This is a genomic window from Occultella kanbiaonis (genome assembly GCF_009708215.1).
Lineage (GTDB): Bacteria > Actinomycetota > Actinomycetes > Actinomycetales > Beutenbergiaceae > Occultella > Occultella kanbiaonis.
Genome location: NZ_CP046175.1, coordinates 5,594,929 through 5,619,707 on the forward strand (window position 1 = coordinate 5,594,929; position 24,779 = coordinate 5,619,707).

24 protein-coding genes are annotated in these 24,779 nt (G+C 71.1%); 8 read left to right on the forward strand and 16 right to left on the reverse strand.

The genetic code is table 11. The features are described 5' to 3' along the window. Positions 1 to 31 precede the first annotated feature (31 nt). From GKS42_RS26085 to GKS42_RS25685, 9 genes are all read right to left on the reverse strand, one after another. Positions 32 to 190: a DUF6760 family protein gene (locus tag GKS42_RS26085; protein WP_163541680.1), complete on the reverse strand. Its 159-nt coding sequence runs from the start codon at positions 188 to 190 to the stop codon at positions 32 to 34. Then, on the reverse strand, positions 187 to 636 hold the full coding sequence (locus GKS42_RS25650) for a hypothetical protein (protein WP_154796416.1): 450 nt from the start codon (positions 634 to 636) through the stop codon (positions 187 to 189). The genes GKS42_RS26085 and GKS42_RS25650 overlap by 4 nt, the downstream gene beginning before the upstream one ends. Further along, positions 636 to 1,082 (reverse strand): phage tail protein, encoded by a 447-nt coding sequence (locus tag GKS42_RS25655; RefSeq protein ID WP_154796417.1) that lies wholly within the window; start codon positions 1,080 to 1,082, stop codon positions 636 to 638. The genes GKS42_RS25650 and GKS42_RS25655 overlap by 1 nt, the downstream gene beginning before the upstream one ends. A gap of 13 nt (positions 1,083 to 1,095) precedes the next feature. Further along, positions 1,096 to 2,538 carry a phage tail sheath family protein gene (locus GKS42_RS25660; protein WP_232847849.1) on the reverse strand — a complete coding sequence of 481 codons (1,443 nt, stop codon included), beginning with the start codon at positions 2,536 to 2,538 and terminating at the stop codon, positions 1,096 to 1,098. A 237-nt stretch (positions 2,539 to 2,775) separates the two neighbouring features. Further along, a complete protein-coding gene (locus tag GKS42_RS25665; protein ID WP_154796419.1) occupies positions 2,776 to 3,480 on the reverse strand; it encodes an eCIS core domain-containing protein in 705 nt (234 codons plus the stop codon). Positions 3,481 to 3,678: 198 nt separating this feature from the next. Next, positions 3,679 to 5,916: an ATP-binding protein gene (locus GKS42_RS25670; protein ID WP_232847850.1), complete on the reverse strand. Its 2,238-nt coding sequence runs from the start codon at positions 5,914 to 5,916 to the stop codon at positions 3,679 to 3,681. After that, positions 5,913 to 6,602: a Pvc16 family protein gene (locus GKS42_RS25675; protein WP_154796420.1), complete on the reverse strand. Its 690-nt coding sequence runs from the start codon at positions 6,600 to 6,602 to the stop codon at positions 5,913 to 5,915. The genes GKS42_RS25670 and GKS42_RS25675 overlap by 4 nt, the downstream gene beginning before the upstream one ends. A gap of 2 nt (positions 6,603 to 6,604) precedes the next feature. Then, the gene (locus GKS42_RS25680) at positions 6,605 to 9,871 is read right to left on the reverse strand and encodes a DUF11 domain-containing protein (protein ID WP_154796421.1); all 3,267 of its coding nucleotides are present in this window, start codon (positions 9,869 to 9,871) and stop codon (positions 6,605 to 6,607) included. Positions 9,872 to 10,036: 165 nt separating this feature from the next. After that, complete coding sequence (locus GKS42_RS25685) at positions 10,037 to 10,639, reverse strand: response regulator transcription factor (RefSeq protein WP_232847851.1); 603 nt, start codon at positions 10,637 to 10,639, stop codon at positions 10,037 to 10,039. 190 nt (positions 10,640 to 10,829) lie between these two features. Between GKS42_RS25685 and GKS42_RS25690 the strand changes: the two genes are divergently transcribed. Together GKS42_RS25690 and GKS42_RS25695 are read left to right on the forward strand one after the other, a co-directional pair. Next, on the forward strand, positions 10,830 to 12,155 hold the full coding sequence (locus GKS42_RS25690; RefSeq protein ID WP_154796423.1) for a COG1470 family protein: 1,326 nt from the start codon (positions 10,830 to 10,832) through the stop codon (positions 12,153 to 12,155). Between the two features lie 11 nt (positions 12,156 to 12,166). Next, entirely contained in the window at positions 12,167 to 12,484 is a 318-nt protein-coding gene (locus tag GKS42_RS25695) for a PAAR domain-containing protein (protein WP_174791125.1), read from the forward strand. Positions 12,485 to 12,602: 118 nt separating this feature from the next. On the opposite strand, the gene rplI is transcribed toward GKS42_RS25695, so the two are convergent. From rplI to GKS42_RS25720, 5 genes are all read right to left on the reverse strand, one after another. Then, positions 12,603 to 13,049, reverse strand: a complete 447-nt coding sequence (rplI, locus tag GKS42_RS25700; protein WP_154796424.1) for a 50S ribosomal protein L9 — start codon at positions 13,047 to 13,049, stop codon at positions 12,603 to 12,605. A gap of 17 nt (positions 13,050 to 13,066) precedes the next feature. Beyond that, the gene (gene rpsR / locus GKS42_RS25705; protein ID WP_133105668.1) at positions 13,067 to 13,312 is read right to left on the reverse strand and encodes a 30S ribosomal protein S18; all 246 of its coding nucleotides are present in this window, start codon (positions 13,310 to 13,312) and stop codon (positions 13,067 to 13,069) included. A 59-nt stretch (positions 13,313 to 13,371) separates the two neighbouring features. Next, positions 13,372 to 13,935, reverse strand: coding sequence for a single-stranded DNA-binding protein (locus GKS42_RS25710; protein WP_154796425.1), 564 nt, complete (start codon positions 13,933 to 13,935; stop codon positions 13,372 to 13,374). 34 nt (positions 13,936 to 13,969) lie between these two features. Next, positions 13,970 to 14,260 carry a 30S ribosomal protein S6 gene (rpsF, locus tag GKS42_RS25715; RefSeq protein ID WP_154796426.1) on the reverse strand — a complete coding sequence of 97 codons (291 nt, stop codon included), beginning with the start codon at positions 14,258 to 14,260 and terminating at the stop codon, positions 13,970 to 13,972. A 203-nt stretch (positions 14,261 to 14,463) separates the two neighbouring features. After that, the gene (locus GKS42_RS25720) at positions 14,464 to 16,803 is read right to left on the reverse strand and encodes a transglycosylase domain-containing protein (RefSeq protein ID WP_232847852.1); all 2,340 of its coding nucleotides are present in this window, start codon (positions 16,801 to 16,803) and stop codon (positions 14,464 to 14,466) included. A 385-nt stretch (positions 16,804 to 17,188) separates the two neighbouring features. On the opposite strand from GKS42_RS25720, the gene GKS42_RS25725 reads away from it, so the two are divergent. After that, on the forward strand, positions 17,189 to 17,854 hold the full coding sequence (locus GKS42_RS25725) for a PadR family transcriptional regulator (RefSeq protein WP_154796428.1): 666 nt from the start codon (positions 17,189 to 17,191) through the stop codon (positions 17,852 to 17,854). Then, on the forward strand, positions 17,851 to 18,930 hold the full coding sequence (locus GKS42_RS25730) for an inositol-3-phosphate synthase (protein WP_154796429.1): 1,080 nt from the start codon (positions 17,851 to 17,853) through the stop codon (positions 18,928 to 18,930). Before GKS42_RS25725 ends, GKS42_RS25730 begins: the two co-directional genes overlap by 4 nt. Positions 18,931 to 19,007: 77 nt before the next feature. Here GKS42_RS25730 and GKS42_RS25735 read toward each other — a convergent pair whose 3' ends face one another. After that, on the reverse strand, positions 19,008 to 19,973 hold the full coding sequence (locus GKS42_RS25735; protein WP_154796430.1) for an NADP-dependent oxidoreductase: 966 nt from the start codon (positions 19,971 to 19,973) through the stop codon (positions 19,008 to 19,010). Positions 19,974 to 20,066: 93 nt separating this feature from the next. Between GKS42_RS25735 and GKS42_RS25740 the strand changes: the two genes are divergently transcribed. Beyond that, positions 20,067 to 20,666 (forward strand): TetR/AcrR family transcriptional regulator, encoded by a 600-nt coding sequence (locus GKS42_RS25740; RefSeq protein ID WP_154796431.1) that lies wholly within the window; start codon positions 20,067 to 20,069, stop codon positions 20,664 to 20,666. A 91-nt stretch (positions 20,667 to 20,757) separates the two neighbouring features. Here GKS42_RS25740 and GKS42_RS25745 read toward each other — a convergent pair whose 3' ends face one another. Continuing rightward, positions 20,758 to 21,087 carry a TFIIB-type zinc ribbon-containing protein gene (locus GKS42_RS25745; protein WP_154796432.1) on the reverse strand — a complete coding sequence of 110 codons (330 nt, stop codon included), beginning with the start codon at positions 21,085 to 21,087 and terminating at the stop codon, positions 20,758 to 20,760. Between the two features lie 247 nt (positions 21,088 to 21,334). On the opposite strand from GKS42_RS25745, the gene GKS42_RS25750 reads away from it, so the two are divergent. The 3 genes from GKS42_RS25750 (at position 21,335) to GKS42_RS25760 (ending at position 24,731) form a co-directional block, all read left to right on the forward strand. After that, the gene (locus GKS42_RS25750; RefSeq protein WP_154796433.1) at positions 21,335 to 22,582 is read left to right on the forward strand and encodes an RNA polymerase sigma factor; all 1,248 of its coding nucleotides are present in this window, start codon (positions 21,335 to 21,337) and stop codon (positions 22,580 to 22,582) included. A 43-nt stretch (positions 22,583 to 22,625) separates the two neighbouring features. Further along, positions 22,626 to 23,867, forward strand: coding sequence for a low temperature requirement protein A (locus tag GKS42_RS25755; RefSeq protein WP_168217988.1), 1,242 nt, complete (start codon positions 22,626 to 22,628; stop codon positions 23,865 to 23,867). A gap of 87 nt (positions 23,868 to 23,954) precedes the next feature. Further along, positions 23,955 to 24,731: a glycerophosphodiester phosphodiesterase gene (locus GKS42_RS25760; RefSeq protein WP_168217989.1), complete on the forward strand. Its 777-nt coding sequence runs from the start codon at positions 23,955 to 23,957 to the stop codon at positions 24,729 to 24,731. The last annotated feature ends 48 nt before the right edge of the window (positions 24,732 to 24,779 follow it).

The following is a 24,779-nucleotide window of genomic DNA, read 5'->3' on the forward strand; positions in this document are numbered from 1 at the left end:
CCTTCGCTCGTTGCCAGGGCCATCGCATGGCTCACCTGTCCTCGGAAAGACGCCGGTTGATGTCCGCGATCTCGGACACGAAGCGCAGCCGCTGCGGGTGTTCCAGATCGAGGATCTCGTCACGGGACCAGTGGAAGTGGTAGGCGACGTACGCGACCTCCTGGTAGATGCGATCGGCCGCGTACGTCACGATTCCCCCAGGCGGCCACCCGAGAGGTCGAGGGTGAACCGGTGCGAACACGACGGACACGTGACCGCCGCCCGGGTGTGCCCCTCGGCGTTGATGCGGCGGTAGAAGTCCTGAAGGAACGCCACGTCGGAGGCGAACATGTTCTCGACCACGTTCGCGTTGACGACCCCGAGGGTGCCGAGGGAGGTGATCACCCGCCCGAGCAGCACCACCGTGGTGAACGCCGGGTTCTCCTGCACGCGCGCGTCATAGAGCGGCAGGAGCTCGTCACGCGCCGTGGCGAGGCGCATCGTGCCCCGACGATGCACCGTTCCGTCGCCGTCCATGAAACCGCGCGGCAACTCGAAGTCGAACTCGGTGCGCAGCGCCGAGCGATCCGGACCAGCAGGCTGGACGGCCTCCTGGTCCGGATCGGCCGGCGCCAACGTCGCGTGTGTGCGCTGCATCAGGCGATCGCGACCTCGTCGTAGCAGACGGTGGCCTTCTCGGTCGCCTGCTCCGTGGCTCCGGCCTTGAGGGAGGTCACCTCGAGGCTCCGGACCCAGCAGTTGGTGAAGTTGTAGGTCATGAGCAGCCCGTCCTGGTAGTCGAGCAGCTCGACCGCGGCGGTCTTGCGTGAGCCGGCCATGTCGCCCTGCATCACGGTCTTCAGCCAGTCGCTGATCGTTTTGGAGTCGGTGAGGCCCCGGGTGACGGTGAACTCCCCCGGCTTGGGACGGCCGACCATCTGACGGACGACGTACTTGCCGTCCTTCATCTGCTGTTTCATCTCGATCTTGTCCACCTCGGACTTCAGGCCACCGACCTCGATCACCTTGGGGATCTCGATGCCGTCGATGGTGACCCTGAAGGCGTAGGCGGAGGACGAGTCAAGTGCGTCTGCGAGTGGCATTGTTCGGCTCCTTCTATTCGCTCACGAGTGATGTGCCGCCGGAGAACTGCGACAGCTGGAAGATCACGAACTCCGCCGGCTTCACCGGCGCGATCCCGATCTGGCAGACGACCTGACCGGCATCGATGCCCTCCGCCGGGTTCGTCTCGTCGTCACACTTGACGAAGTACGCCTCGTCGGGGGTGCTACCGAACAGGGCGCCCTTGCGCCACTCGTTCACCAGGAACGCCGAGATCGTGCGCCGGATCCGGGCCCAGAGGGCTCGGTCGTTCGGCTCGAAGACCACCCATTGGGTGCCACCGAGGATCGACTCCTCCAGGTAGTTGAAGAGCCGCCGCACGTTGATGTAGCGCCACGCCGGGTCCGAGGAGAGCGTCCGCGCACCCCAGACCCGCACGCCCCGGCCCGGGAAGGTCCGGATCGCGTTCACGCCGACCGGGTTGAGCAGGTCATGCTCCGCCTTCGTGATCTGCGTCTGCAGGGTGATGGCACCGCGCACGACCTCGTTCGCCGGGGCCTTGTGCACGCCACGCTCACCGTCGCTGCGGGCCCAGATGCCGGCCATGTGGCCCGACGGCGGCACGAACCTGGTCGAGCCGTCGCCCGGGTCGAAGATCTTGACGTACGGCCAGTACAGCGCCGCGTACTTGGAGTCGTAGCCGGCGCCGCCGACCCGCCAGTCCTTGACCTGCTGCGCATTGAGGTTCGGCGGTGGGTCCAGGATCGCCATCCGGTCGCCCATCAGCTCGCAGTGGGCGATCATCGCGAGCTGCACGGCCTGGAACGTCTCCAGATCGATGGCCTCCTGCTCCAGCGCGGCGACCAGGTCCGGGACGGCCACGATGGTCACCTCGTCGATGGCCTCGAGGCCGCTGAACCCGGTGCGGTCGGCGGCGTCACCGATGTAGTCGTCGGCGCCGAGGTCGGTGGTCGACGGCGGCACCGGCTCGGGCTCCGGGGCGACGAGGTCCGCTGAGCCCTTGTCCGGCTTGGCGAGGGCACTGCCGGAGGCGACCTCCTCGATCGTGATGAGCTTGGAGTGCTGGTTCACCTTCGTGGCGACGTTGTCCGCGCCGCGCTTGGTCGTGACGTTGTCGAAGGTCTCCGTCTCCTTGCCCTCGACGTTGATCACCAGTTTGAACTGGTCGTCCGGCGGGTTCTCCCCACCGGCGTCGGCGACCTGGACGCTGACCTTCTTGCCCTTCGGCGCGTCGTCCTTGGCCACCACGCGGTAGCCGCCGATCTGCGCATGGGCCGGCCCTGCGGGCAACGCCTTCGGCGCCCGCGACCGTCCCGACTTGGCGCCGTTGTCCGCGCCGATCCGGACGACGTAGCAGTTGCCGCCGCCGTTCAGGAAGTACCCGTACACGGAGTGGGCCAGGTACGACCCCGAGATGAAGTCCCCGAAGGTCTCGGAGAACTGGGTCCAGTTGGATACGAGCGTCGGCTCGTTCACCGGGCCCTTCGCAGCCAGGCCGACGAATGCTGCGACTGAGGTACCGACCCCTTCGATCGGTCGTGACCCAGCCTCAACCTCCTCGACATATACGCCTGGCGAGAGATACGTCGGCATGTCGCCTCCTCGGGCGCTTCGATGGTGGAGAGGCCAGCCTGCCGGGCGCAGCGGGCGGGCACAGTGTCCGCGCGGACGAGCAGTCGGGAAGCAGCGGGTGCGCGAACGGGCACCCCCGGTTCACGCCTCGAGCTGGTCCTCTTCCGCCTCGCGCTGCACGAAGGCCCCTTGGAGCTCCTCCTCCTCGGCTTCGCGCTGCACGAACGCGCCCTGGAGCTCCTCCTCCTCGGCGCCGTCGCGCTGCACCGGCGCCGGCCCGGACATGACCCGCTCCGCGTTCGCCGCCGCCTCCCGCTCGAACCGGTCGGACGGGTCGCTGACCCGCACCCCGTCACCGGTGGACGTGCCGTCCACCGGACCGGTGCGCTGCTGCACCACGTGGGTGAGTTCGTGCGCGAGCATCGTGCGGCCCGCCTGGGAGCCCGGGTCGTACCGGTCCCGCTGGAACACCACGTTCGAGCCGACCGTGTAGGCGTGCGCGTTGACGGCGGCGGCCGAGTCGCTGGCGGCCCCGTCGGTGTGCACCCGCACGTCGCTGAAGTCGTGCCCCAGGCGTGCCTCCATGTCGGTGCGGACGCCGTCGTCGAGGGCGCTCCCGCCACCCGACCCGATGACGTCGAGGACCGGGGACCGCTCCTGCTCGACCAGCTCGGAGACGCCCGCGTTGCCGATCGCGCGCTGCAGGCGCAGCAGCCCCACGGAACCGAGCCGGTCCGGCCGGCCGGGTCGCGCGGCCACCGGGGACGCGCCGGCGTCCTCACTGGTGCGCCTGGTCGAGCCCGGCCGGACCGGGCCGATCTCGTCGGCGTGGTCGTGGCTGTGCATCACACACCCCTCTTCAGACGCGGAGTCCCGGGTCGGTGGACAGCGATGCTGCCACCTCCTGGCCCTGCGGCGCATGCTCGCCGGTGCGCCCGATCGGGCACCGCGAGGGGACCGTCCGGGCAGCCCGGCCGGGTCCCTCCGCGCCGTCGGCGGCCCGCTGGGGCACCGGGTCCCGAGCACGCCGGGCGCGGCGCGCGGTCAACCGATGAGATCCCAGTACCTGCCGAACTCGGCGGGCAGGCTGAGGCGCCCCATCTTGCGGTACTCACGCTGCACGGCGGTGACGAGGTGGCCCATGCCGAGCGGGGCGCCGTCGGCGGCGGCGAGGTAGGCGGCGGTGACCGCCGAGGAGCGGATCGCCCCGCCCGCGAGCGCGAACGCTTCCGCGCAGAAGGTCAGATCGAGGTCGTCCGCCCGGGGCACCACGGTGCCGAGGCAGCGGTCCCAGAGCGCGAGCCGGTGGCCGGGGTCGGGGAGCGGGAAGTCCACGAGCACGTCGAGCCGTCGGGTGAACGCGTCGTCGATGTTGGACCGCAGGTTCGTGGTCAGGATGAGCAGACCGTCGAAGCTCTCGATGCGCTGGAGCAGGTAGGCGCTCTCGACGTTCGCGTACCGGTCGTGGGCGTCCTTGACCTCGGAACGCTTGCCGAAGACGGCGTCCGCCTCGTCGAAGAGCAGCACGGCGTTCATCCGGGCGGCGCCGGCGAAGATCCGTTCGAGGTTCTTCTCCGTCTCACCGATGTACTTGTCCACCACGGTGGCCAGGTCCACGACGTACAGCTCCAGGCCGAGGTCCCCGGCGACGACCTCCGCGGACATCGTCTTCCCCGTGCCGGAGTCCCCCGCGAACAGGGCGGCCACGCCGTGCCCGCGGCCACCGCCGGGTCGCATCCGCCAGTCGCCGAGCACGCGTTCGCGGTGCCGCGCGCGCAGGCTCAGCTCCCGCAGACCCGTCAGCGTCGCCGGTGGCAGCACCAGGTCCTCCCACCCGACGGCCGGTTCGATCCGGCGGGCCAGCCGGTCAAGGGCGGTTCCGTTCTCCGCCCGGGCACCCCGGCGCAGGTGCTCGGCCGCGATCCGGCCGCCGTCGAGCCGCGCCTGGACCTGAGCCGCCCGCGCGGCCCGGACCACCTGTTCGGGGTTCAGGCGGTACTGCGAGGTGGCGGCCGCGACGTCCAGCGTCTGTGCGTCGAACGCCGCGCCGTCGTCCGGATCCCCCTCGCCCGAGGTCGGTGGGGGCCCGTCGGTCGCCGGGGCACCCGGATCGGACAGGGCGAGCGCCCAGAGCCGGGCCCGTTCGGCGTCCGTGCTGGCCGGCGCGTCGACCAGCAGCGGCGTCCGCGGCGCCCATGCCGGATCCCACGGGGCGGCACCGACGAGGAGCACCGGCAGACCGGGGCATCCGGCGAGGCCGGCAAGTCCGGCTCGCGCCGCGGGCGCCTCGCCGAGTGCCTCCACGGGACCGGCCACCAGGCCCGCCCCGCCGAGCATGGCCTCCCGCACCGCCAGGTCCACGAGCTCGGCCGGCTCCGCCCCCGCGGCCAGGTGCTGCAGGTCGAGCACGACGGCGTCCCGGCCGAGCGCACGCAGCGCACCGATGGCGAGCAGCCGGCCCGAACCCGTGGCCGCCTCGTGCACGTGGATGAGGTCCACCCCGGCGTCGAGCGCGCGGGCCAGCGGGGCCACGTCCCCCCACACGGCGTCCGAGGCCGGGATCAGGGCACCGGCCAGTGTCGGGTCCGGGTTGTCATCGCCGAGCAGATGAGCGGCCACCCGGTCCGGTATCCGCAGGGTCCGCACCGGCAGCGGCTGGTCGGCGTCGTCCACCTGCACCAGGCGCCCGGTGATGAGCGGACCGTGCACGAGATGGGCCCGGGCCGCGCCCGAGCCGAGCGGCCGGCCACACAGTGTCAGCGCCGTCGCGACGGTCGGCCGCCGCCGGGTCACGTCATCGTTGAGGTAGCCGAAGAGCTGCCCGAACCGGGGATCGACGTCGGCGGCCAGCGCGAGCAGGAGCAGGTCGACGTCGAGGGCGTCGAGACCGAACCGGTCCGCGACCTCCCGCAGCCGCAGCCGCGCACCGGACCGTTGCGCGGTGTCCGCCGCCCGCTCGCACTCCGTCAGGCGTGCGGACGCCGTGGTCGCCACCGGCGGTTCCGGGCGGCGCTCGAGGATCGTCTCGACCGCCTCGTCGCTGAGATAGAGGCCTCGGAAGGGATCGTCGGGCTGTGGGTCATGGGCCCGCCGCTCGGCGACGAGGCCGCGGATCCGCTCCTCGATCACGCCGAGGCGGCCGAGCAGATGCGTGATGCTCGGCTCCTCCCCGGCGCTCCGGCCCGGCGCGAGCGCTCCCAACGCCGGAGAACGCTCGGTATCGGCCGTCAGGCGCTCGGCCTGCGACGACTCGACCCGGGCCGGGTCCTGGGTCGTCGTCACCGGCGCCGCGCCCGGGCCTTCGGCGACGTCGGTGCCGACGGTTCCTCCGCGCCGGCAGGCGCGGTCACCTCGGTGCGCGGCGGCGGACTGTGCTTGCGCCGCCCGACGTCCGCTCCGCCGTCGGGCACCACATCCCGCGCATCGAGGACGAGCGGTTCGCGCACGGGCGGGCCGGCCGCCGGCCCCAGCCGCACCGCGAGCGGCGCCACCACGACCACGTCGATCGACGGCTTCAGCTCCCCGCCGAGCGCACTCCACACGTCGGCGAAGCCACGGTCCTCCGGGGGCGGCAGCCCGACGAGCAGCTGCACGAGCGGGTCCGCGCCCGGCGGGAGCACCAGGTCATGGTCCGGGAGGACCTCGTGCTGGACGAGATGGGCGAGCACCACCTCGAGCAGCCGGTGCTCGTCCTCGGGCCGCTGCGTCCAGGCCGTGACGAGATAGGACATGCGGAAGTACCGCGGCGGGTGGGACCGGGTGACCCCCTCCGGCGTCCGCGTCTGGATGGTTCCCCGGGTCCGGCGGCGCAGGTCCTCGCGCAGGTCGTAGAGGTAGAGGTTGACGGTCGGGGCGTTGCGCCGCGCGGCCCACTCGGTGGTCGGCGCGTCGAGGACCACCTCCGCCTCGGCGCCGCCGAGCGCCGCACGCACCATCGCGCGCAGGGCGGTGTCGATCTCGGTGATCATGGTCACCCCCTGAACAGGAAGTTGGGCGCCTGGATGGACCTCGCGACCACCAGCAGCGGGCCGCGGACCTCACCGAACGCGCCGGCCGGTGAGAGCGCGATGACGTCCCGCTCCCCGAGCAGGTCGCGGGAGACGAGCACGAGGGGGATGACCAGCCGGCCCTCCGCACTGACCACGTACGGTCCCGGATTGACCGTGATGCCCTGGCTCCAGGTCAGCGTGACCGCCTGGCCGGGTGGGAAGTCCTCGCCGTAGGCCAGGACCGCGTCGCCTGGGCGGGCCACCGACGGCAGCAGCCGGATCTCCGGCTGAAGGACCGTGACGACGGCGCGCGCGGCGTCATTCGTCGGGTCGACGTCCACGCCGGCGCCGGAGCCCGGCCCCACCGCGACGACCGCCGTGACCTCCCCGGTCTGCGCCGGCCCGATCGGGAGCAGGCCCGCGACCAGCACGGCCGACTCGCCCGGCGCGAGCGGGCCGACGGTACACACCCCGGCCCCGGTCAGGCAGGCCACCGCCGCGGGGTCGGCGACCGGTGGCGGCGTCGCCGGAGGCGTCGCCGAGACCGACGGGGCGACGGCGGCCGGGTAGCCGGTCGTGACCGTCGCCTCCGTCACGGGCGCGGTTCCGGTGTTGGTGACCGTGTAGGTGGCGAGCACGGGCTGGCCGCCGACCCACGCCGTCGGGGCGCTCAGGGTGAGCGTGACGGCCAGGTCCACCTGGCCGTCCGTCGTACCGGGCACACCCGAGATGTTGATCGTCGTAGCGACGGAGTTGTTGTCGACGTCCCGGTCGGGCCCACCGGGCAGGACCACGGCGGTGACCTCCGGGTTCGTGCCCGGCACCCGGCCCAGGACGGTGATGGTCAGGATGCTCACGCCGAGCGGGCCGAGCGGCTCGGTGGGCAGACAGGTGAGCACGAGGTCATCGAGGGTGCAGCCGGTTGGCAGCTCCCCGAACTGCAGCTCCGCCGGCACTTCCAGCAGCACCCGATACGTGCCCACCGGGCGCTGCCCCTCGTTGCGGACCGTGAGGGTGAGCTCGCTGGCGCCACCGACCGGGACCACGTTCGGGCTGGCGGTCATGGTCAGGGACAGATCCACGTCGGGCTGGACGGCCGGCTCGGTCTCCGGTCCCGGCTCCTGGGTGACCTCGCGCAGCCCGGTGCCGTCGGGCGCGATGGCATAGATGCCCCAGTCGTTGGCGACACCCGCCGCTTGCCCCGCGAGGTAGATCTCGGACCCGTCCGGGGACCAGGCCGGGTCGGTCGCTGCGCTGAGGACCTCCCGGCTCGGCGTCGCAAACTCGTCGGGCCCGAACCCGACGAGCGGAGTCACCGTCGACACGGGCCCGGTCCGGTCGTCCGGGTTGAGGGTGACCAGGCCGATCCCGCCGCGAAGGTCGAACGCGTCCTCGGCAGACGAGCCGAACAAGGGAAGGTTCGCATCGGCGAGCGCGATGACGGTGCCGTCCGGAGACCACGCCGGGGAGCGTCCGGCGACAGGCACCGGGATGCACCCGGATCCTTCGCAGTCCTCGGCAAGATGACTGATCGGCGTCAGGACCGGTGCGCTGGGATCGGAGAGGTCGATCAGGGTGAGCCGCTGGTCGATCCCGCCGACGGCTGCGGTGGAGAAGGCCGTCCACCCGGTCGCCGCAAGGGTGCGGCCGTCCGGCGCCCAACTGGGCTCGGCGAAGTAGCCGTCCTCGAAGGGATCGGTGATCAGCACGGTCTCGCCCACGGAGCCGTCCGTCACGAACTGCGCCACCATGATCTGCTCGGTGATCCCCTCGCCCGCGTAGCGACGCTCGAACGCGATCCGGGTCCCATCCGGTGACCATGCGGGGTTGACGTCCACGGCAGGTGGTCCGGACCCGTCGCCGGTGCCTGGGTCCCAGGCATAGCCGAGCGGCGCGACGGTGCTGCCGTCGGCTGCGGCGAGCATCAGGCGGCGGCCCACCTGCTCGCTCTCGGTGACGACCTCGGTGCTGAACACGAGCCAGGCGCCGTCCGGTGAATAGGCGGCGCCGCCGTCGTCCTGCTCGGTGGAGCCGGGGAACACGCGCGGGTTCGCACCGGTTGCTGCCCCGACGTCCCCGACATCGTCGGGAGTGGAGCCGGCGGTCGCCCGGAGGATCGTGTCGATCTCACCCTGCGCGGGGAACCCGGAGGGCGGGTCGGTCCAGGCCGCGTGGGACTCGGCGACGCCGGGTGTGGCGAGCACGGGGTAGGACTCACCGAGTGACGCCTCGAAGTCCTCGAACTCGAAGAGATCGATCGAGAGTTCGGTCGCGAGGACGTCGCCGTACGGGTCGTACTCGGCGCTGGTGAAGGTCAGGACCGCCTCACCGCCCTGGAAGCCTCCCTCTGTTTCCACGATGATCGGCTCGCTGCCCTGCAGGGTGGTCAGTCCCGTGTTCGCCCAGGGATCCTCGACGGAGTCCTCCCACATCTCGGGCGACCCGACGAGGTAGATCAGGGCGATCGATCCGTCGGGACGGTAACGGCTGGTCCCGAACGCAAGGACCGGAACCTGTGCCTGCTCCTCCCACATCAGCCCGGTCGCGCTGGGCTGCACGTCCGCGCCGGGATCGTCGGTGATCCGGATCGGCTCCGCGGTGGGCTGCGCCGTGTCGACGATGTAGAGGTCGCCGAGCGGATCCTCCCGCGTCGAGGAGAACGCGAGATCCCAGGAGAACCCGAGCCCCACCGGCAACCAGGTCGGCCACACGTCGTCGCCCGGACCGCGAGGCACGGTGTCGACGGTCCCACCGGTACAGGGCGGAGCCCCGATCGTGGCGATGTCGATGTGCCAGGTCTCGTCGCCGCTCCTGGTGGCGTACGCGACCCGGGTTCCGTCCGGCGAGACCACGGGGTGGGAGACCCGCGCGTCATCGCAGGTGATCCGGATCGGGTCGCCCTCGTCGTAGCGCACGTACACATCTCCGACCGGGGACTCCGTGGTGCCCACCCAAGAGGAGGCGGACGTCGCGGCGGAACTCACCGTGAACGTCGTCGAGAGCTCGCGGTCGCCCTCGGACCCGGGTACGGGTTCCACGTCGGGATCGGCGAGATACTCGACCCCGCCGGCCGAGCCGATGCTGTAGGCGGCTTCCACGAGACCCCCGGACCCCTGCGTGAACGCGACCCGCGTCGCGACCGCGTCCGGCGCCGGGAGCTGCGCCGTGACCGGGGGCATGGGCACGGCGGCGACCGCGGCCGGGGCGAGCAGCCCCAGCGCCGCGGTCACCGCCAACGTGCGTGCCATGTCCCTCTTCCCTGAATCCGGCTCGTCCTACTCGGGGGACAGGCCGATCGCCGCATCCAACCCCACGGTGCCCAGTCGGGGCGCCCACGTCAGCGGCACCGGGCCCGCCCTGCGCGCACCGGTGCCTGCCCGATCGGGCAGGCGCCTGCGCCCACCGGGTCCCGTCTAGATCAGGCCTTCGCGCAGCGCGTACGCGACGGCGTGCGACCGGTTCCGCAGCTGGAGCCGGGTCGTGACGTCATGCAGCACGTTCTTCACCGTACGCTCGGAGTAGGCCAGGTGCTGGGCGATCTCGGCCGTGTCCAGACCGTCCGCGATCAACCGCAGCACCTCGATCTCGCGGGTCGCCAGACCGGTGAAGGTCAGGCCCCGGGGACGCAGCACCTGACGCTGCAACGTCCCCACCTGGTCGAGCAGCCGCCCGAGCAGGTCCGGCGGCACGCTGCCCTCCCCGACGGCGGCGCCGGTGATCACCTGCACCAACCGGTCCGGCGTCGCCTCGCTGCGACGCACCAGACCGACGGCCCCGGCCTCGACCGACGTGACCACGTCCGTGCCGTCCAGGGTGCCGGCCACCAGGACCGGCCTGCTCAGTCCCCGACGATGCACGACCCGGATCGTCCGGAGCGCGTCCTCATCGACTGCGTCCGTGACGACCACGACCACCCGCGCATCATCCGCCTCATCCGACCGAAGGACCCGAACCTCGGGTCGTGGCCGGAGCGCACTGACCACGCCCGCCTCCGAGATCGGATCGCGGGCACTCACCCACACTTCTACGCGTTCCATGTCCAGTTGTCCCATCCCCCACCCGATCTCTGATACCGAGTGCTCGGGTACCAGTGTGCTCAGCGCACTGATCGTGCAATCAACGCTGACTCACCGGGCAGCAGCGTTGCCCGCATGGCCCGCCTCCCGGGCGGTCCGGGGACGACCGCGCGGGAATACGGTCGAGGCCATGACGACCTTGGCGAAACTCGACTCCACGAGCCTGCGGCTGGCCGCCGGCTCGGAGGCCGTGGTGCCGCTGAGCATCCGCAACACCGGCACGATCGTGGAGGGCTACCGGATCGAGGTGCTCGGCACCCCCGGCGCCTGGGCGACGGTCGAGCCGGCCCAGATCGACGGCCTCTACCCGGACACCTCCACCACGGCCTCCATCACGTTCCGGCCACCGAAGGACGGAACGGTCCCGGCCGGCTCCTTCGACTTCGGCGTGCGCGTGGTGCCGATGGAGCACCCCGAGGAGGCCGTGATCCCCGAGGGGGTCGTCGAGGTACTGCCGTACCTGGACACGACCGCCGAGCTGGTGCCCCGCTCCTCACACGGGCGCCGCGGCGCGACGCACCAGGTCGCCGTGGACAACCGCGGGAACGTGCCGGTCACCGTGAACCTGGCCGGCACCGACGACAAGTCCCAGCTGGTGTTCAGGATCCAGCCGCCGCAGCTGGTCGTCGAGCCGGGTCAGGCCGCCTTCGCGAAGGTGCACGTCAAGCCGGTGAAGTCGTTCTGGCGTGGCCCGGACGTGACCCACCCGTTCGTGGTGTCCGCCGCCGCGGACGCGACCACCCCGGTGGCCCTGGACGGCTCGCACGTGCAGACGGCGATGCTGCCGAAGTGGTTCTTCAAGGCCCTGCTCGCGCTGCTCGCACTACTCGCGCTGCTGGCGCTGCTCTGGTTCACGGTGCTGCGCCCGACCATCGAGTCCGCCGCGCAGGCCGCCGTCGCCGAGGAGCGCCAGGAGGCCGTCGAGGCGGCCGAGCAGGCCCAGCAGGCAGCGGCACAGGCCCAGGAGGCCGCCGCCGGCGCGCAGACCGCCGCGGAGACGGCCGGGAACTCCGCCGCCGCGGCCGAGGAGCGCGTCGTCGAGGTCGAGGAGGCGGTGACGAACATTCTCGGCGGCTCCGAGATCGTGGTTCCGGCGAGCCTGCGCCTCCAGGTGGACACCGGGCAGGGCGCGACGGCCACCACCTCGCACACCGTGCCGGAGAACACCACGCTCCGGGTCACCGACTGGGTGTTCTCGAACCCGCAGGGCGACTTCGGCCGGGTGGTCGTCCGGCACGGGGAGACGATCGTCTTCGACCTCGCCCTGGAGAACTTCCGCACGGTCGACTTCCACTTCCAGTCGCCGCTGGTGGTGGCCGACGGCGAGACTCTGGATGTGACGGTCACGTGCAGTCAGGTGGGGGCGCCGCCCGCCGTCGATCCGCCGGCCACCTGCGACACGGCCGTCCTGATCGGCGGCACGAACGCCACGCCCGCGCCGCCGGCCACACCCTAGGCGGCGGCGCCATGCCCATGGGACCCGCGCTGCGCGCCGGCGACGTGGCCCTCTGCTCCCTGTTCGACGGGCCGAAGCCGCATGTGGGCGGCCCGATCACGCCGGCGGCCGCGGTCCCGACGGTGCTCATCGGAGGCATGCCCGCGGCCGTCGCGAACAACGTTCCCGGCGGGGTCGCCTGCGTCTCGCCGGCCCCGAACGGGATCGCCATGGGCTCGGTCACCGTCATGATCGGGAACTTCCCCGCCGCCCGGCTCGGCGATCTGACCATGCACGGACAACCGATCGCCCCCGGGCCCGGCTGCCTCACCGTCATCATCGGCGGCTGACCACCCGCGCCGGCTCGACCCGCCCCAGCAACGGGACCCTCCGCCGTCGGGCGTCGTGGAACACGCGAGGGCCCGGCGTCGCAACGCCGGGCCCTCGCGGGTACTGCTGGGTACTACGTCAGGCCGGGACGACCTGGATGTCCACCGTCGCGGAGACGTCCGTGTGCAGACGGACCTTGACGGAGTGGGTGCCGAGGGACTTGATCGGGTTGCCGATCTCGACCTTGCGGCGGTCCACCGACGGGCCACCGGCGGCCGCGATGGCCTCGGTGATGTCCGTGGTGGTGACCGCACCGAAGAGCCGGTCGCCCTTGCCGGCGCGGACCTTCACGACCACGGGCTTGGACTGCAGCGAGTCACGAACCGAACGGGCGTCCTCGATGGTCGAGATCTCGCGCTTGCGTCGAGCCGCCTGGATCTGGTCGATCTGCTTCTGCGCACCCTTGGTCCAGCCTGTGGCCAGGCCACGCGGGAGGAGGAAGTTGCGGGCGTACCCGTCCTTGACCTCGATCACGTCGCCGGGGGTGCCGAGGCCGGTGACCTCGTGGGTGAGAATGAGCTTCATGGTGTGCTCCTCCAGCCTCAGCGAGCAGAGCTCGAGTAGGGCAGCAGAGCCATCTCACGGGCGTTCTTCACGGCCCGGGCGATCTCACGCTGCTGCTGAACGTTGACACCGGTCACGCGGCGCGCGCGGATCTTGCCGCGGTCCGAGATGAACTTCCGCAGCAGCACGGTGTCCTTGTAGTCGATCGGTCCCTCGAGCTTGACGGCCTTGAGGGGGTTCGCCTTCTTCTTGATGATGGGCTTGCGCGACTCACGCTTCGCCATGGTGGTACTCCTTCGCTACTCGCGCGTCAGGCCGGGGCCGCGCGCGATCAGATGATGATCTAGAAAGGGGGCTCGTCGCCGAAGCTCGAGCCGCCCGTTGCCCACGGGTCGTCCGCGGGGGCGTTGCCGCCGCCGCTGGTACCGCCGCCGCCGTTGCCACCGCCGCTGTTGCCGCTGTAGCCACCGCCACCGCCGCCGCCCTGGAAACCGCCGCCACCGCCACCGCCACCGAAGTTGCCGCCGCCACCGCCGCCACCACGCTGGGTGCGGGTGACCTTGGCACTGGCGTACCGCAGCGACGGGCCGACCTCGTCGACCTGAAGCTCGACGACCGTGCGCTTCTCGCCCTCGCGGGTCTCGTACGAGCGCTGGACGAGCCGGCCCTGAGCGATCACGCGCATCCCCTTGGTGAGGGACTCCGCGATGTTCTCCGCGGCCTCACGCCAGATGGAGCAGCGCATGAACAGGGTGTCGCCGTCCTTCCACTCGTTCGACTGGCGGTCGAACTGGCGGGGGGTCGAGGCGATCGTGAAGTTCGCCACGGCCGCACCGGACGGCGTGAACCGCAGCTCGGGGTCGGCCGTGAGGTTTCCGATCACTGTGATGACGGTGTCGCCTGCCATGAACGCTCCTTCTTCGGTTGGCGGTCAGTCGCGCTCAGTGCGCGTCGGGACGGATGAGCTTGGTGCGAAGCACGGACTCGTTGAGCCCGAGCTGACGATCGAGCTCCTGAGCGAGCTCGGAGGTCGCGGTCAGATTCACCACGGCGTAGATGCCCTCGGACCGCTTCGCGATCTCGAAAGCCAGGCGGCGCTTGCCCCAGATGTCGATCTTGTCGACACTGCCACCACCAGTGGTGATGACGCCCAGGAACTTGTCCAGGGACGGAGCAACGGTGCGCTCGTCGATCTCGGGGTCGAGGATCACCATCAGTTCGTATTGACGCATGCTTGAACCCACCTCCTTCGGACTTTACGGTCACGGTCTCTCCGTGACAGGAGGGTGCTGCGTGCTCCCCGGGTCCGCCCGGACACATGGATGACCACGGTTCCGGACGAGGGGGAATACCCGACCAGCCTACCGGACCGTCACGACCCCGACCGACGCGCGGTCGCAGGTGTGGACAACGTCACGGTGCCGGCGGGGCGGGATCAGGGGTCGGTGCGGCCGGGCGGCGTGAACAGGTCACCCCAGCCCGGCAGGCCGGTGCCGTTCGTCGGTTCGTCCGTCGGTTCGTCCGTCGGCTCCTCGGTCGGCTCCTCGGTGGGCTCCTCGGTGGTCGGCTCCTCCGTCGGCTCCTCCGTGGTCGGCTCCTCGGTCGGCTCCGGCGTGGTGGGCTCCTGCGTGGGCTCCTCCGTGGTCGGCTCCTCGGTCGGCTCCGGCGTGGTCGGCTCCTGGGTCGGCTGCCAGGTCGGCCGCTCCGGCTCGGTGCGTTCCGGGAACTCCTCGACCGGCAGGTCCGCGACCGCCGTGGTCATGTACTCGGTCCAGATGTCGGTGGGGAACGACCCGCCGGAGATCGGACTGACGCCGCCGAACCCGTCCACCATCGAGACCTCCTCGCCGTTCTCGCCGACCTGATACATGGCCACGGAGGTGGTGATCTGGGGGACGAAGCCTACGAACCAGGCCGACCTGTAGTCGTTCGAGCTGCCTGTCTTGCCGGCTGCGGGGCGACCGATCTCGCTGGCGGTCTCGCCGGTGCCGCTCTCCACGACCTGCTGCATGGCGTAGGTCGCGTCCGCGATCACGTCCGCCTCGAACTCCTGCTCGCCCTCCGAGCCCCCGGTGTAGAGGACCTGACCGTCACCGGTCGTGGCCGAGGCGACGATGAAACGGTCCCGGTGGACGCCGCCGGAGGCGATCGTGGAGTAGGCCTCGGCCATGTCCGCCGGGTGCGGGGCCGCCGGGCCGAGCACGTTGGCGGGCACCGGGTCGATCACGGTCTCCTCCGGGATCCCCAGCCGGTGCGCGACGTCGACCAGCCGCTCGGGGCCGACGTCCGAGTTCAGTTGCACGTACACGGTGTTGACCGAGTTCTCGGTCGCCTCGACCAGATCGATGTTGCCGCGGTTGATCCGGTCGAAGTTGCGGACCTCGTAGCCGTCGAAGTCCATCGGTGAGTAGCTCGCATACCGCTCCTCCAGTGAGACACCGCTCTCGAGGGCGGCGATCAGCCCGAACACCTTGAAGGTCGAGCCACCCTGGGCCACGTCCTGGGTCGCCGCGTTGCGCTGGATGGTCAGATAGTCCGCGCCGCCGTAGAGCGCGACGATCGCGCCCGTCTCGTTGTCGATCGAGGTCAGCGCCACCCGGACCCCCTCCGGGGTGTCCTCCGGCACGTTCTGCGAGGCCGTGATGGCCGCCTGCTGCAGCTCGGGATCGATCGTGGACACGATGTCCAGGCCGCCGCCGTCGATCTGGTCTGCGGTCAGGCCGGCCTCGAGCAGTTCGACCCGGATCATCTCGAGCAGGTATCCGGTGGGTCCGGCGTAGGTGTCGGTGCGGGTCGGCTCGATCGTGGCCGGGAACTCCTGGGCGTTGCGCTCGGCCTCGGTGATGAAGCCACCGTCGACCATGAAGTCGAGCGTCCGGTTCCAGCGCACCTCCGCCTGCTCCGGACTGATGGCCGGGTCCCAGTTGGACGGCGACGGGATGATCCCGGCGATCAGCGCGGACTCGGACAGGGTCAGTTCCGCGGCGGAGTGACCGAAGTACTCCTGCGCGGCCCGCTCGATGCCGTAGGCACCCCGGCCGAAGTAGATCGTGTTCATGTAGTTGCCGAGGATCTCGTCCTTGCTCTGCTCACGGTCGATCTTGATCGCGAGGATCGCCTCCCGGAACTTGTCCGCGTAGCTCGAGGTCTGACCGGTGTAGTACCGCTCGACATACTGCTGGGTGAGGGTCGAGCCGCCCTGGGTCGGGTTGCCGCGGAGGTTGTTCCACAGTGCCCGGGCGATCCCGATCGGGTCCACCCCGGCGTTGGAGTAGAAGCGACGGTCCTCGGAGGCGACGATGGCCTGGCCGACGTGGTCCGGCAGCGCCGAGGGATCGTCGATGATCTCCCGGTTCACCTCGGCGAAGGTGCCCATCGGCGTGGTCCCGTCCGCGAAGTAGACGGTGCTGCCCTCGGCCAGCGCGACATCCTCCGGCTCGGGCACGTCGGTCATCTGGTAGGCGTACACGAACAGACCGACGCCGAGCAGGAGGAACGTCACGAACGTGCCGAGCACGAACCGCCAGCTCGGCAGCCAGCGGTGGATGGGGCCCTTGTTCGGGCGCGGGTAGTTCCAGAACCGGCGGGGCTGCTGGTACGGGCGGCCCTTGTAGCCCTTCTTCGCCCTGGCCTTCCTACCGCTCTTCGCGGAACGGCCCGACGGCGCAGCGGCGCTCCTCGTGGTCGTGGTCCTTCTCGTGGGCTGCTCCGAGCGCGCCGTGGCGGTCTTCTTCCACTGTGCACCGGAGCCGGCCCCGGAGGCCGGCGGGATCACGGGCGGCCGCGTGCCGCTCGAAGGGGTCGCGGCGGGTTCGGCAGGGCTGGACCCCTGGCGGCCACGCACGCTCCGACGGGTCGGCGGCGTCGCCGGGTCGCGGGGGTCTGGAGCGCCGGGACGTCGTCCTTCTGCCACGTTCGAACCTCTCTGATGGGTCACGCCGGTACCCATCCGGCGGGCACAAGCGCCTCCCAGTATGCGTCCGAAGTCTGGGAGAACGCCGGATCCAGGCCGGTTTCACCGGCCCCACACAGGATCCGCCACTCGCCGGTGACCGCCGCCACAGCCGACGTCGAGGACCCGCCCGCGGCACCCGGCACCACGCTGGTCCTTGACGCCGAACGCGGGTTCGATGTATCAATTCGATACATCGGAGGTGCATATGGCGTCACGTGGTGAGGTGCTGGAGCTGGCCATTCTCGGCCAGCTGCGCGGTTCACCGCTGCACGGATACGAGTTGCGCAAGCGCCTCAACGCCACGCTCGGGATGTTCCGGGCGTTGTCCTACGGGTCCCTCTATCCGTGCCTGCGTGCGCTGCAGGGCGGGGGGTGGATCCAACCCGTCGACACGGCGGCACTACCGCACGCCCTGGCCGGCAAGCGGACCCGAATCGTCTACGAGCTGACCGACTCCGGGCGGGACCGGCTGGGCGACTCGCTCGCCCGGGCCGAGCCCGCGGCGTGGGACGACGAGACCTTCGATGTCCGGTTCAGCCTGTTCTCCGACACCGACGCCGAGACCCGGCTGCGCATCCTTGAGGGGCGCCGGATGCGCATGGTCGAGCGGCACGAGGTGATGCGCCAGCACGCCCAACGCAGCCGCGAGCGCCGGGACCGCTACACCCTGGCCCTGCAGCAGCACGGCCTCGACCAGATCGAGCGTGAGGTCCGCTGGCTCGAGGACCTCATCCACGCCGAACGGCACCCGGACACACCGACCGCACCCACGCCGTCGGACACCACCGGCCCACCGCCCACCCGGCCCGGACGGACCGGGGCCGAACCACTCACCACGACTTCAACCACCCACAGCAAGGAGCAAGGATGAGCACCATCCGCGTGGCCATCGCCGGCGTCGGGAACTGCGCCGCCTCCCTCGTCCAGGGCGTGCACTTCTACGCCGGTGCGGACCCGTCCGCCAGCGTGCCGGGCCTCATGCACGTCGAGTTCGGGCCGTACCACGTCCGTGACATCGAGTTCGTTGCCGCATTCGACGTCGACGCGAAGAAGGTCGGCTTCGACCTCTCCGAAGCGATCCTGGCGAGCGAGAACAACACCATCAAGATCTGTGACGTGCCGCCGCTGGACGTCCCGGTACAGCGCGGGCACACCCTCGACGGCCTCGGCAAGTACTACCGCGAGACCATCGAGGAGTCCGGTGCGCAGCCCGTGGACGTGGTCGCTGCGCTGCGTGAGTCCGGCGCGGACGTGCTGATCTGCTACCTGCCGGTCGGGTCGGAGGACGCCGCCAAGTTCTACGCCCAGGCTGCGATCGATGCCGGCGTGGCGTTCGTGAACGCGCTGCCGGTCTTCATCGCGGGCACCAAGGAGTGGGCGGACAAGTTCACGGCCGCCGGGGTGCCGATCGTCGGCGACGACATCAAGTCCCAGGTCGGCGCGACCATCACCCACCGCGTGATGGCGAAGCTGTTCCAGGACCGCGGCGTGGTCCTGGACCGCACGTACCAGCTCAACGTCGGCGGCAACATGGACTTCAAGAACATGCTGGAGCGGGACCGGCTCGAGTCGAAGAAGATCTCCAAGACCCAGGCCGTCACGTCCAACGTGGATCACGACCTCGGTGCGAGGAACGTGCACATCGGCCCCTCGGACTACATCCAGTGGCTCGACGACCGCAAGTGGGCGTACGTGCGCCTCGAGGGCCGTGCGTTCGGCGAGGTCCCCCTGAACCTCGAGTACAAGCTGGAGGTCTGGGACTCTCCGAACTCGGCCGGCATCATCATCGACGCGCTCCGGGCCGCGAAGATCGCCAAGGACCGCGGCATCGGCGGCCCGATCCTGTCCGCGGCCAGCTACTTCATGAAGTCCCCGCCGGAGCAGTACGACGACGAGACCGCCCGGGCGAAGGTGGAGGCCTTCATCCGCGGCGAGATCGAGCGCTGAGCCGGCGCCCCACGCACGCCCGAACGCCCACCGCCGCAGTCCTCCGGCGGTGGGCGTTCGCACGCCGGCCCTGGCCCCTAGATCCGGACCACGAGCTTTCCGGTGGTGTGGCGGGTGGCGAAGTCCGCGACCGCCCGTGGGCCTTCGTCGAGCGTGTAGCGCCGACCGATGTGGGCGCTCAGCTCGCCGCGGGCGGCAGCATCGGCGACCTCCGCCATGCCGCCGAGGCGGCCGTCCATGTCGAGGACGAAACGCAGGTCGACGTCATCACGGCCGAGCCACTCGGGTCGGGTGACGGGGAAGGTGATGCTGATCAGGCGACCACCGACGCGGACCGCGGTCGCCAGCTCGGTGAGCCGGTCACCCGGTCGCACGAGGTTGAAGGCGGCATCGACGTCACGCGGGTACTCGGCCGGGTCATAGCCGATGACCTGCGCCGCGCCGAGTCTGCGGATCGCTTCGGCATCCTCGGGCCTCGTCGTGGCGATCACTCGGGCGACCGGGGCCAGCAGCGGCAGGAGGGTGGTGCCGACGCCGACGGTCGCACCCACGACGAGCACCGTCTCGCCGGGCCGGACCCCGGCGGAGGCCACGAGGGCGCGCGCGGTCAGACCCACCGTCGGCAGCGCGGCAGCCGCCTCGACGTCCAGACCCGACGGGCGGTGGGCGATGAACGGGGTGTCCGCCTCGAAGACGGCGTACTCGGCGAGCGCCCCGGTGCCCAGCGACGGTCGCGCGGCACCGGCCATGTCCCTCAGCGCGCGCGGGAGCGCCTGGCCGAACACCTCGTCGCCCACGCGATAGCCGCTCACCCCGGGGCCGACCTCGCTCACAGTGCCGGCGAAGTCATTGCCGGGGACGTGCGGGAACTCCAGCGGGAACGCGTCACGGAACTCACCACTCGGGACCTTCACGTCGGCGGGGTTGATCGAGGCCGCCCGGATCCGCACCTGGAACTGGCCAGGTCCCGGGCTCGGGGCCGGGATCTCGGCGACCGTGTACGTCTCGGGCGACCCGTAGTCATTGGCGACGACTGCCTTCATGGAGCATCCTCCTCTAAGCGGACCACGCGGTCAGGTTCGGTTGGGCACGCTAGCACCAACCGGACCACGCGGTCGACTTAGTAGGCTGCGGGTGTGACCAGCACCCGTCTCCCACGCGCCGACGCCGCCCGCAACAGGCGGCTACTCCTGGCCGCCGCCGCCGAGGAGTTCGCCGAGCACGGCCTGGACGCTTCCGTCGCCGACATCGCCCGGCGCGCAGGGGTGGGCAAGGGCACGGTCTTCCGCCACTTCGCCACCAAGGACGATCTCATCGCCGCGATCCTCATCGACCGCATGGCGGAGCTGAGCGACCTCGGCGAGCGTCTCCTCGACGCCGATGACGCCGAAGCCGGGCTGCGCGAGTTCCTGACGGCGGCAGCGCGCCAGCGGCAGGAGCGCGACCTCTCCTTCCTCGCCGCCGCGAGCGAGTCGAGCGCCGAGGTGGCCGGCGCGCGGGAGCGGATGCTCGATGCGATCGACCGCCTCGTCGAACGTTCCCGCGCGCAGGGCGTGGTGCGCGACGACATCACCGGCACCGACGTGTTCCTGTTGATGTGCGCCCCGAACTACGTCGCCGGGTACGTGCCGAACGCGTCCCCGGACCTGTGGCGCCGCTACCTCGCGGTGATCCTCGACGGCCTACGGCCCGAGGGCGCCCGTCCGCTCCCGGCCGCGGCACCCGAGCTGACCTGACCGCCGAGGCGGCACGCGTCGGTCAGGTGCGCATGCTCCCGGGCAGCCGACCCCGTGGCGTTCTCGTCGCAGCGCACGGGGCCCACGGCGGTCAGTCGTCGAACAGCTCCGACAGCCAGTGCTCCCGCCGCTTGCGCGGCCGCCGACGGTCCTCGCGGTACGGCTCCTGGTAGCCGTCGTACCCGGGGCGCGGGGGACTCGGGTCCCGCCGTGGGGCCGGGAAGGCCTCGGGCCTGGGCTCTTGACCCCAGGGGGCCGCGGGCGTCGGCGGTCCAGCCGGGAGCTCCGCGGTCGCCCGGTCGAGGATCTTGTCGAGCTCACCCCGGTCCAGCCAGATCCCGCGGCACACGGGGCAGTAGTCGATCTCGACACCGGCACGGTCGCTCATCACGAGCGTCGCGTCGTCGTTCGGGCATTTCATCTCGGTCTCCTCATCTCGACTCCGTGGTCCAACGAGCGCCGCGGCCATCAGGTTCCCGACGCGGAGTCCCGACCGTCGGTGGGCAGTGCGCCGGACGCCGTCGATCGCTAGCGTGGACACCGGAGCCAACCCGAGGGGGATCATGTCGAGCGTGCCGCTGGGCCCGGACGTCACCGGCCCGCTCGCTCCTGGCGGCGCGGGCCACCTACGATCCGCCGCGGCCGCGGCGTAGCCGGGCCGGTTCGACATGCCCGACGGCGTCGCCACGGTTCTCGAGGAGACGTTGCGCGCTCAGTGGGGCCGGCTGCTGGCCCTGCTGGCCGTACGGTTCCGTCGCCTCGATCTCGCCGAGGACGCGCTCGCGGACGCCTTCGAGGCGGCGGCCCGCACGTGGCCGGCCGAGGGGGTGCCGGCGAACCCACCCGCCTGGCTGTTCACGGCGGCCCGGCGCCGCATCCTCGACCGGCTCCGCGCGGAGTCCGTCGCGGCACGCAAGGAGCGCCTACTGGTCGTCGACGCCGCCCTCGCGAGCGCACCGGTGATGGCCGACCCGGGTGGGCTCATCGCCGACGAGCGGCTGCGGCTGGTGTTCCTGTGCGCCCACCCGGTGCTCGCGCCGGAGAACGCCGCTGCCCTGACCCTGCGCCTGGTCCTCGGGATCCCGACGGCGGACGTCGCGGCCCTCTTCCACGTCCCCGAGGCCACCATGGCTGCCCGTCTCACCCGCGCCAAGCGCCGGGTCGCCGACGCAGGTGTCCCGTTCGTGGTCCCCGAGGCACCCGCCCGCGCCGAGCGGCTCGACACCGTGGCGGAGGTCGCCTATCTGACGTTCACGGCCGGGTACGCGCCGGCCACCGGCGAGGCCGCGATCCGTCGTGAGCTGGCGGATGCGGCGGTGCGCCTGGTCCGCACGTTGCGCGAGCTGATGCCGGGTGAGCCCGTGGTGGAGACCCTGCTCGCGCTCGTCCTGCTCCAGCACTCGCGTCGGGACGCCCGCACCGACGCGGCCGGCACCCTCGTGCTGCTTCCCGACCAGGACCGGAGCCGCTGGCACCGCGCCGAGATCGAGGAGGCACTCGCGATCCTGACGCCGCTCGTCACCACCGAGGTGAGCGGGCCGGCGCAGTCATACCTGCTCCAGGGGCTGATCGCGGCCGAGCACGCGATTGCCCCGAGCGCGCCGGCCACCCGGTGGGGCGTGATCGCCGCACACTACGCCGAGCTCGAGCAGCTGACGGGGTCCCCGGTGGTCCGGCTCAACCACGCCGTCGCCGTCGCCGAGGCCCGCGGTCCCGCCGACGGTCTCGCGCTGCTCGAGGGACTCGAGGACCGGTTGCCGCGCAGTCACCGCCTGCCCGCCGTCCGTGGCGAGCTCCTGAGCCGGCTCGGTGACGTCGTCGGTGCCCGAGCCGAGTTCGACCTGGCGATCGAGCGCTGCGCGAACACGGCCGAGGTCGCGTTGCTGCGCGCACGGCGCGCCCGTCCGACCGACTGAACCCTCGCCGTCGGGCCCTGGTGCTGGTGGCAGGATGCACGCCATGGACGGACCCGTCACCCGCGGCACCTGGGGCATGCGCACGAACGTGCTGCGGCGCGGCCAGGGGCACGACTCGAACCGGGTCGGATACATCGAGCTGTTCTTCGACCTGGTGTTCGTCTTCGCGGTGACCCAGCTCTCGCACTCACTCATCACGCACCCGGACCTGACCACCCTCGGGCACACCCTGATCCTCGCGGCCGCCGTCTGGTACATGTGGATCGACACCACCTGGGTGACCAACTGGCTCGACCCCGAGCGGCTCCCGGTGCGGGCCCTGCTCATCACGATGATGCTGTTCGGGCTGGTGATGTCCGGCGCGATCCCCGAGGCATTCGGGCCCAAGGCGCTCCTGTTCGCGGTCACGTTCGTGACGATCCAGGTGGGCCGCTCACTGTTCACGGTCCTCGCGCTGGCCCGGCACTGGCCCGTGAATGCGGTCAACTTCGCGCGGATCACGATCTGGCTGGCCGTGTCCGGAGTCTTCTGGATCGTCGGCGCCCTGGTCGGCGACGACCGGCTGCAGCTGGCCCTGTGGGCACTGGCGGTCGTGATCGACTACTGCGGGCCGCGGGCGATGTTCCGGGTGCCGGTCCTCGGCGCGACGGACCCGGCCACCTGGACGGTGCGTGGGGAGCACATGGCCGAGCGGGTCGGGCTGTTCATGATCATCACGCTCGGCGAGTCGATCATCATCACGGGCTCGGCGTTCGCGGAACTGGACCTCGCCCCGGTCACCGTCGCCGCGTTCCTGGCGGCCTTCGCGAGCACGGTGCTGATGTGGCTGCTCTACTTCGACCGCGCGGAGGGCCGCGCAACGGCCTACTTCGCCGGCTCCGAGCGGACCGGGATGATCGCGCAGACCGGCTACACCTACGTACCCCTGCTGATGGTCCTCGGCATCGTCGGCACCGCCGTCGCGGACGAGTTGGTGCTGCTGCACCCGATGGGGCACGACGGCGTCGGTCACGCCGATCCGTGGACGGCGGGCCTGATCTGTGGTGCCGCGGCCGTCTTCCTGGTCGGCAACGTGCTGTTCCGCCGCGCCACCGGACGAGCCTGGTCGCGCCCGCACCTCGCCGGGGTGGCCGCCCTCGCCCTGCTGTACGCCGCGCACGTGGTGCTCACGCCGCTCGCGCTGAACTGGATCTCCAACGCCGTGCTGCTGGGCGTGATCTGTTGGGACCTGGCCGGCACGGACGATGCGGTCGGGACCGCCCCGGAACCGACCTCGGATCAGTGAGCAAGAGCGTTCACCCGCCTGCCACCGCCGGTTCAGCGGCACCACATAGGGTGCTTGCGTCATCCATTCCACATGGTCAGGAGCATCATGCACGTCTATGCACACCGCGGCGCGTCGATCGAGCTTCCGGAGAATACTCTGGCGGCTTTCGCAAAGGCGCTCGAATACGGCGCCGAGGGAATCGAGCTCGACTGCTACAGGGCGAAGGACGGCCGCGTCGTCGTCATTCATGACGAGACCCTCGACCGCACCACCGATGCCACCGGGCCGGTGAACGAGCGGACGTCGGAGGAATTGCGTCAGGTCGATGCCGGCCAGGGTGAGTATGTGCCGACCCTCGACGAGGTTCTTGCCCTGGTCACAGGGAAGATGCGCGTCAACATCGAGATCAAGGACCCCGAGGCGGTGGACGGCGTGATCGCCGCCGTCGCGGCGTTCGACGACCTCGACTGGTTCGCCTCGTCCGGTCACTGGGACGCCCTCGAGCAGATCCACGAGCGGACCGGTGCGCAGGTGTACCCACTCACGATCGGGACGAAGGAGAACGCCGAGGCGATGCTGGAGCGGTACCGCGACCAGGTCACTCCCGAGCAGGCCGCCGCGCTGGAACGGATCGCGCGGGACTGGACCGACGCCGTCGCGTTCGGCAGGAGCGTGAACGCGCCCGGGATCTCGATCTACGAACAGAACCTCACGCCGGAGATCATCGAAGGCATCCACGCGGCCGGCATGGAGGCGTGGGTGTGGACCGTGAACGATCCGGCGCGCGCCCTGGAGGTGGCCGCGATGGGAGCCGACGCCATCTGCACCGATGCCCCGCGCGAGATCCTGACCGCCCGGGACGCCGCACCGGCAACCGCCTGACCTGATCCGTCGCCGGCCCGCTGAGATCGCACCCATGCCGCTGACCTC

Excerpts from the sequence above, each read along its gene's own strand:
- GKS42_RS25650 (WP_154796416.1), bottom strand. The coding sequence starts at position 636 with ATGCAGCGCACACACGCGACGTTGGCGCCGGCCGATCCGGACCAGGAG.
- GKS42_RS25655 (WP_154796417.1), bottom strand. The coding sequence starts at position 1,082 with ATGCCACTCGCAGACGCACTTGACTCGTCCTCCGCCTACGCCTTCAGG.
- GKS42_RS25665 (WP_154796419.1), bottom strand. The coding sequence starts at position 3,480 with ATGCACAGCCACGACCACGCCGACGAGATCGGCCCGGTCCGGCCGGGC.
- GKS42_RS25675 (WP_154796420.1), bottom strand. The coding sequence starts at position 6,602 with ATGATCACCGAGATCGACACCGCCCTGCGCGCGATGGTGCGTGCGGCG.
- GKS42_RS25680 (WP_154796421.1), bottom strand. The coding sequence starts at position 9,871 with ATGGCACGCACGTTGGCGGTGACCGCGGCGCTGGGGCTGCTCGCCCCG.
- GKS42_RS25690 (WP_154796423.1), top strand. The coding sequence starts at position 10,830 with ATGACGACCTTGGCGAAACTCGACTCCACGAGCCTGCGGCTGGCCGCC.
- GKS42_RS25695 (WP_174791125.1), top strand. The coding sequence starts at position 12,167 with ATGCCCATGGGACCCGCGCTGCGCGCCGGCGACGTGGCCCTCTGCTCC.
- rplI (WP_154796424.1), bottom strand. The coding sequence starts at position 13,049 with ATGAAGCTCATTCTCACCCACGAGGTCACCGGCCTCGGCACCCCCGGC.
- rpsR (WP_133105668.1), bottom strand. The coding sequence starts at position 13,312 with ATGGCGAAGCGTGAGTCGCGCAAGCCCATCATCAAGAAGAAGGCGAAC.
- GKS42_RS25710 (WP_154796425.1), bottom strand. The coding sequence starts at position 13,935 with ATGGCAGGCGACACCGTCATCACAGTGATCGGAAACCTCACGGCCGAC.
- rpsF (WP_154796426.1), bottom strand. The coding sequence starts at position 14,260 with ATGCGTCAATACGAACTGATGGTGATCCTCGACCCCGAGATCGACGAG.
- GKS42_RS25725 (WP_154796428.1), top strand. The coding sequence starts at position 17,189 with ATGGCGTCACGTGGTGAGGTGCTGGAGCTGGCCATTCTCGGCCAGCTG.
- GKS42_RS25730 (WP_154796429.1), top strand. The coding sequence starts at position 17,851 with ATGAGCACCATCCGCGTGGCCATCGCCGGCGTCGGGAACTGCGCCGCC.
- GKS42_RS25735 (WP_154796430.1), bottom strand. The coding sequence starts at position 19,973 with ATGAAGGCAGTCGTCGCCAATGACTACGGGTCGCCCGAGACGTACACG.
- GKS42_RS25745 (WP_154796432.1), bottom strand. The coding sequence starts at position 21,087 with ATGAAATGCCCGAACGACGACGCGACGCTCGTGATGAGCGACCGTGCC.
- GKS42_RS25750 (WP_154796433.1), top strand. The coding sequence starts at position 21,335 with ATGCCCGACGGCGTCGCCACGGTTCTCGAGGAGACGTTGCGCGCTCAG.
- GKS42_RS25755 (WP_168217988.1), top strand. The coding sequence starts at position 22,626 with ATGGACGGACCCGTCACCCGCGGCACCTGGGGCATGCGCACGAACGTG.
- GKS42_RS25760 (WP_168217989.1), top strand. The coding sequence starts at position 23,955 with ATGCACGTCTATGCACACCGCGGCGCGTCGATCGAGCTTCCGGAGAAT.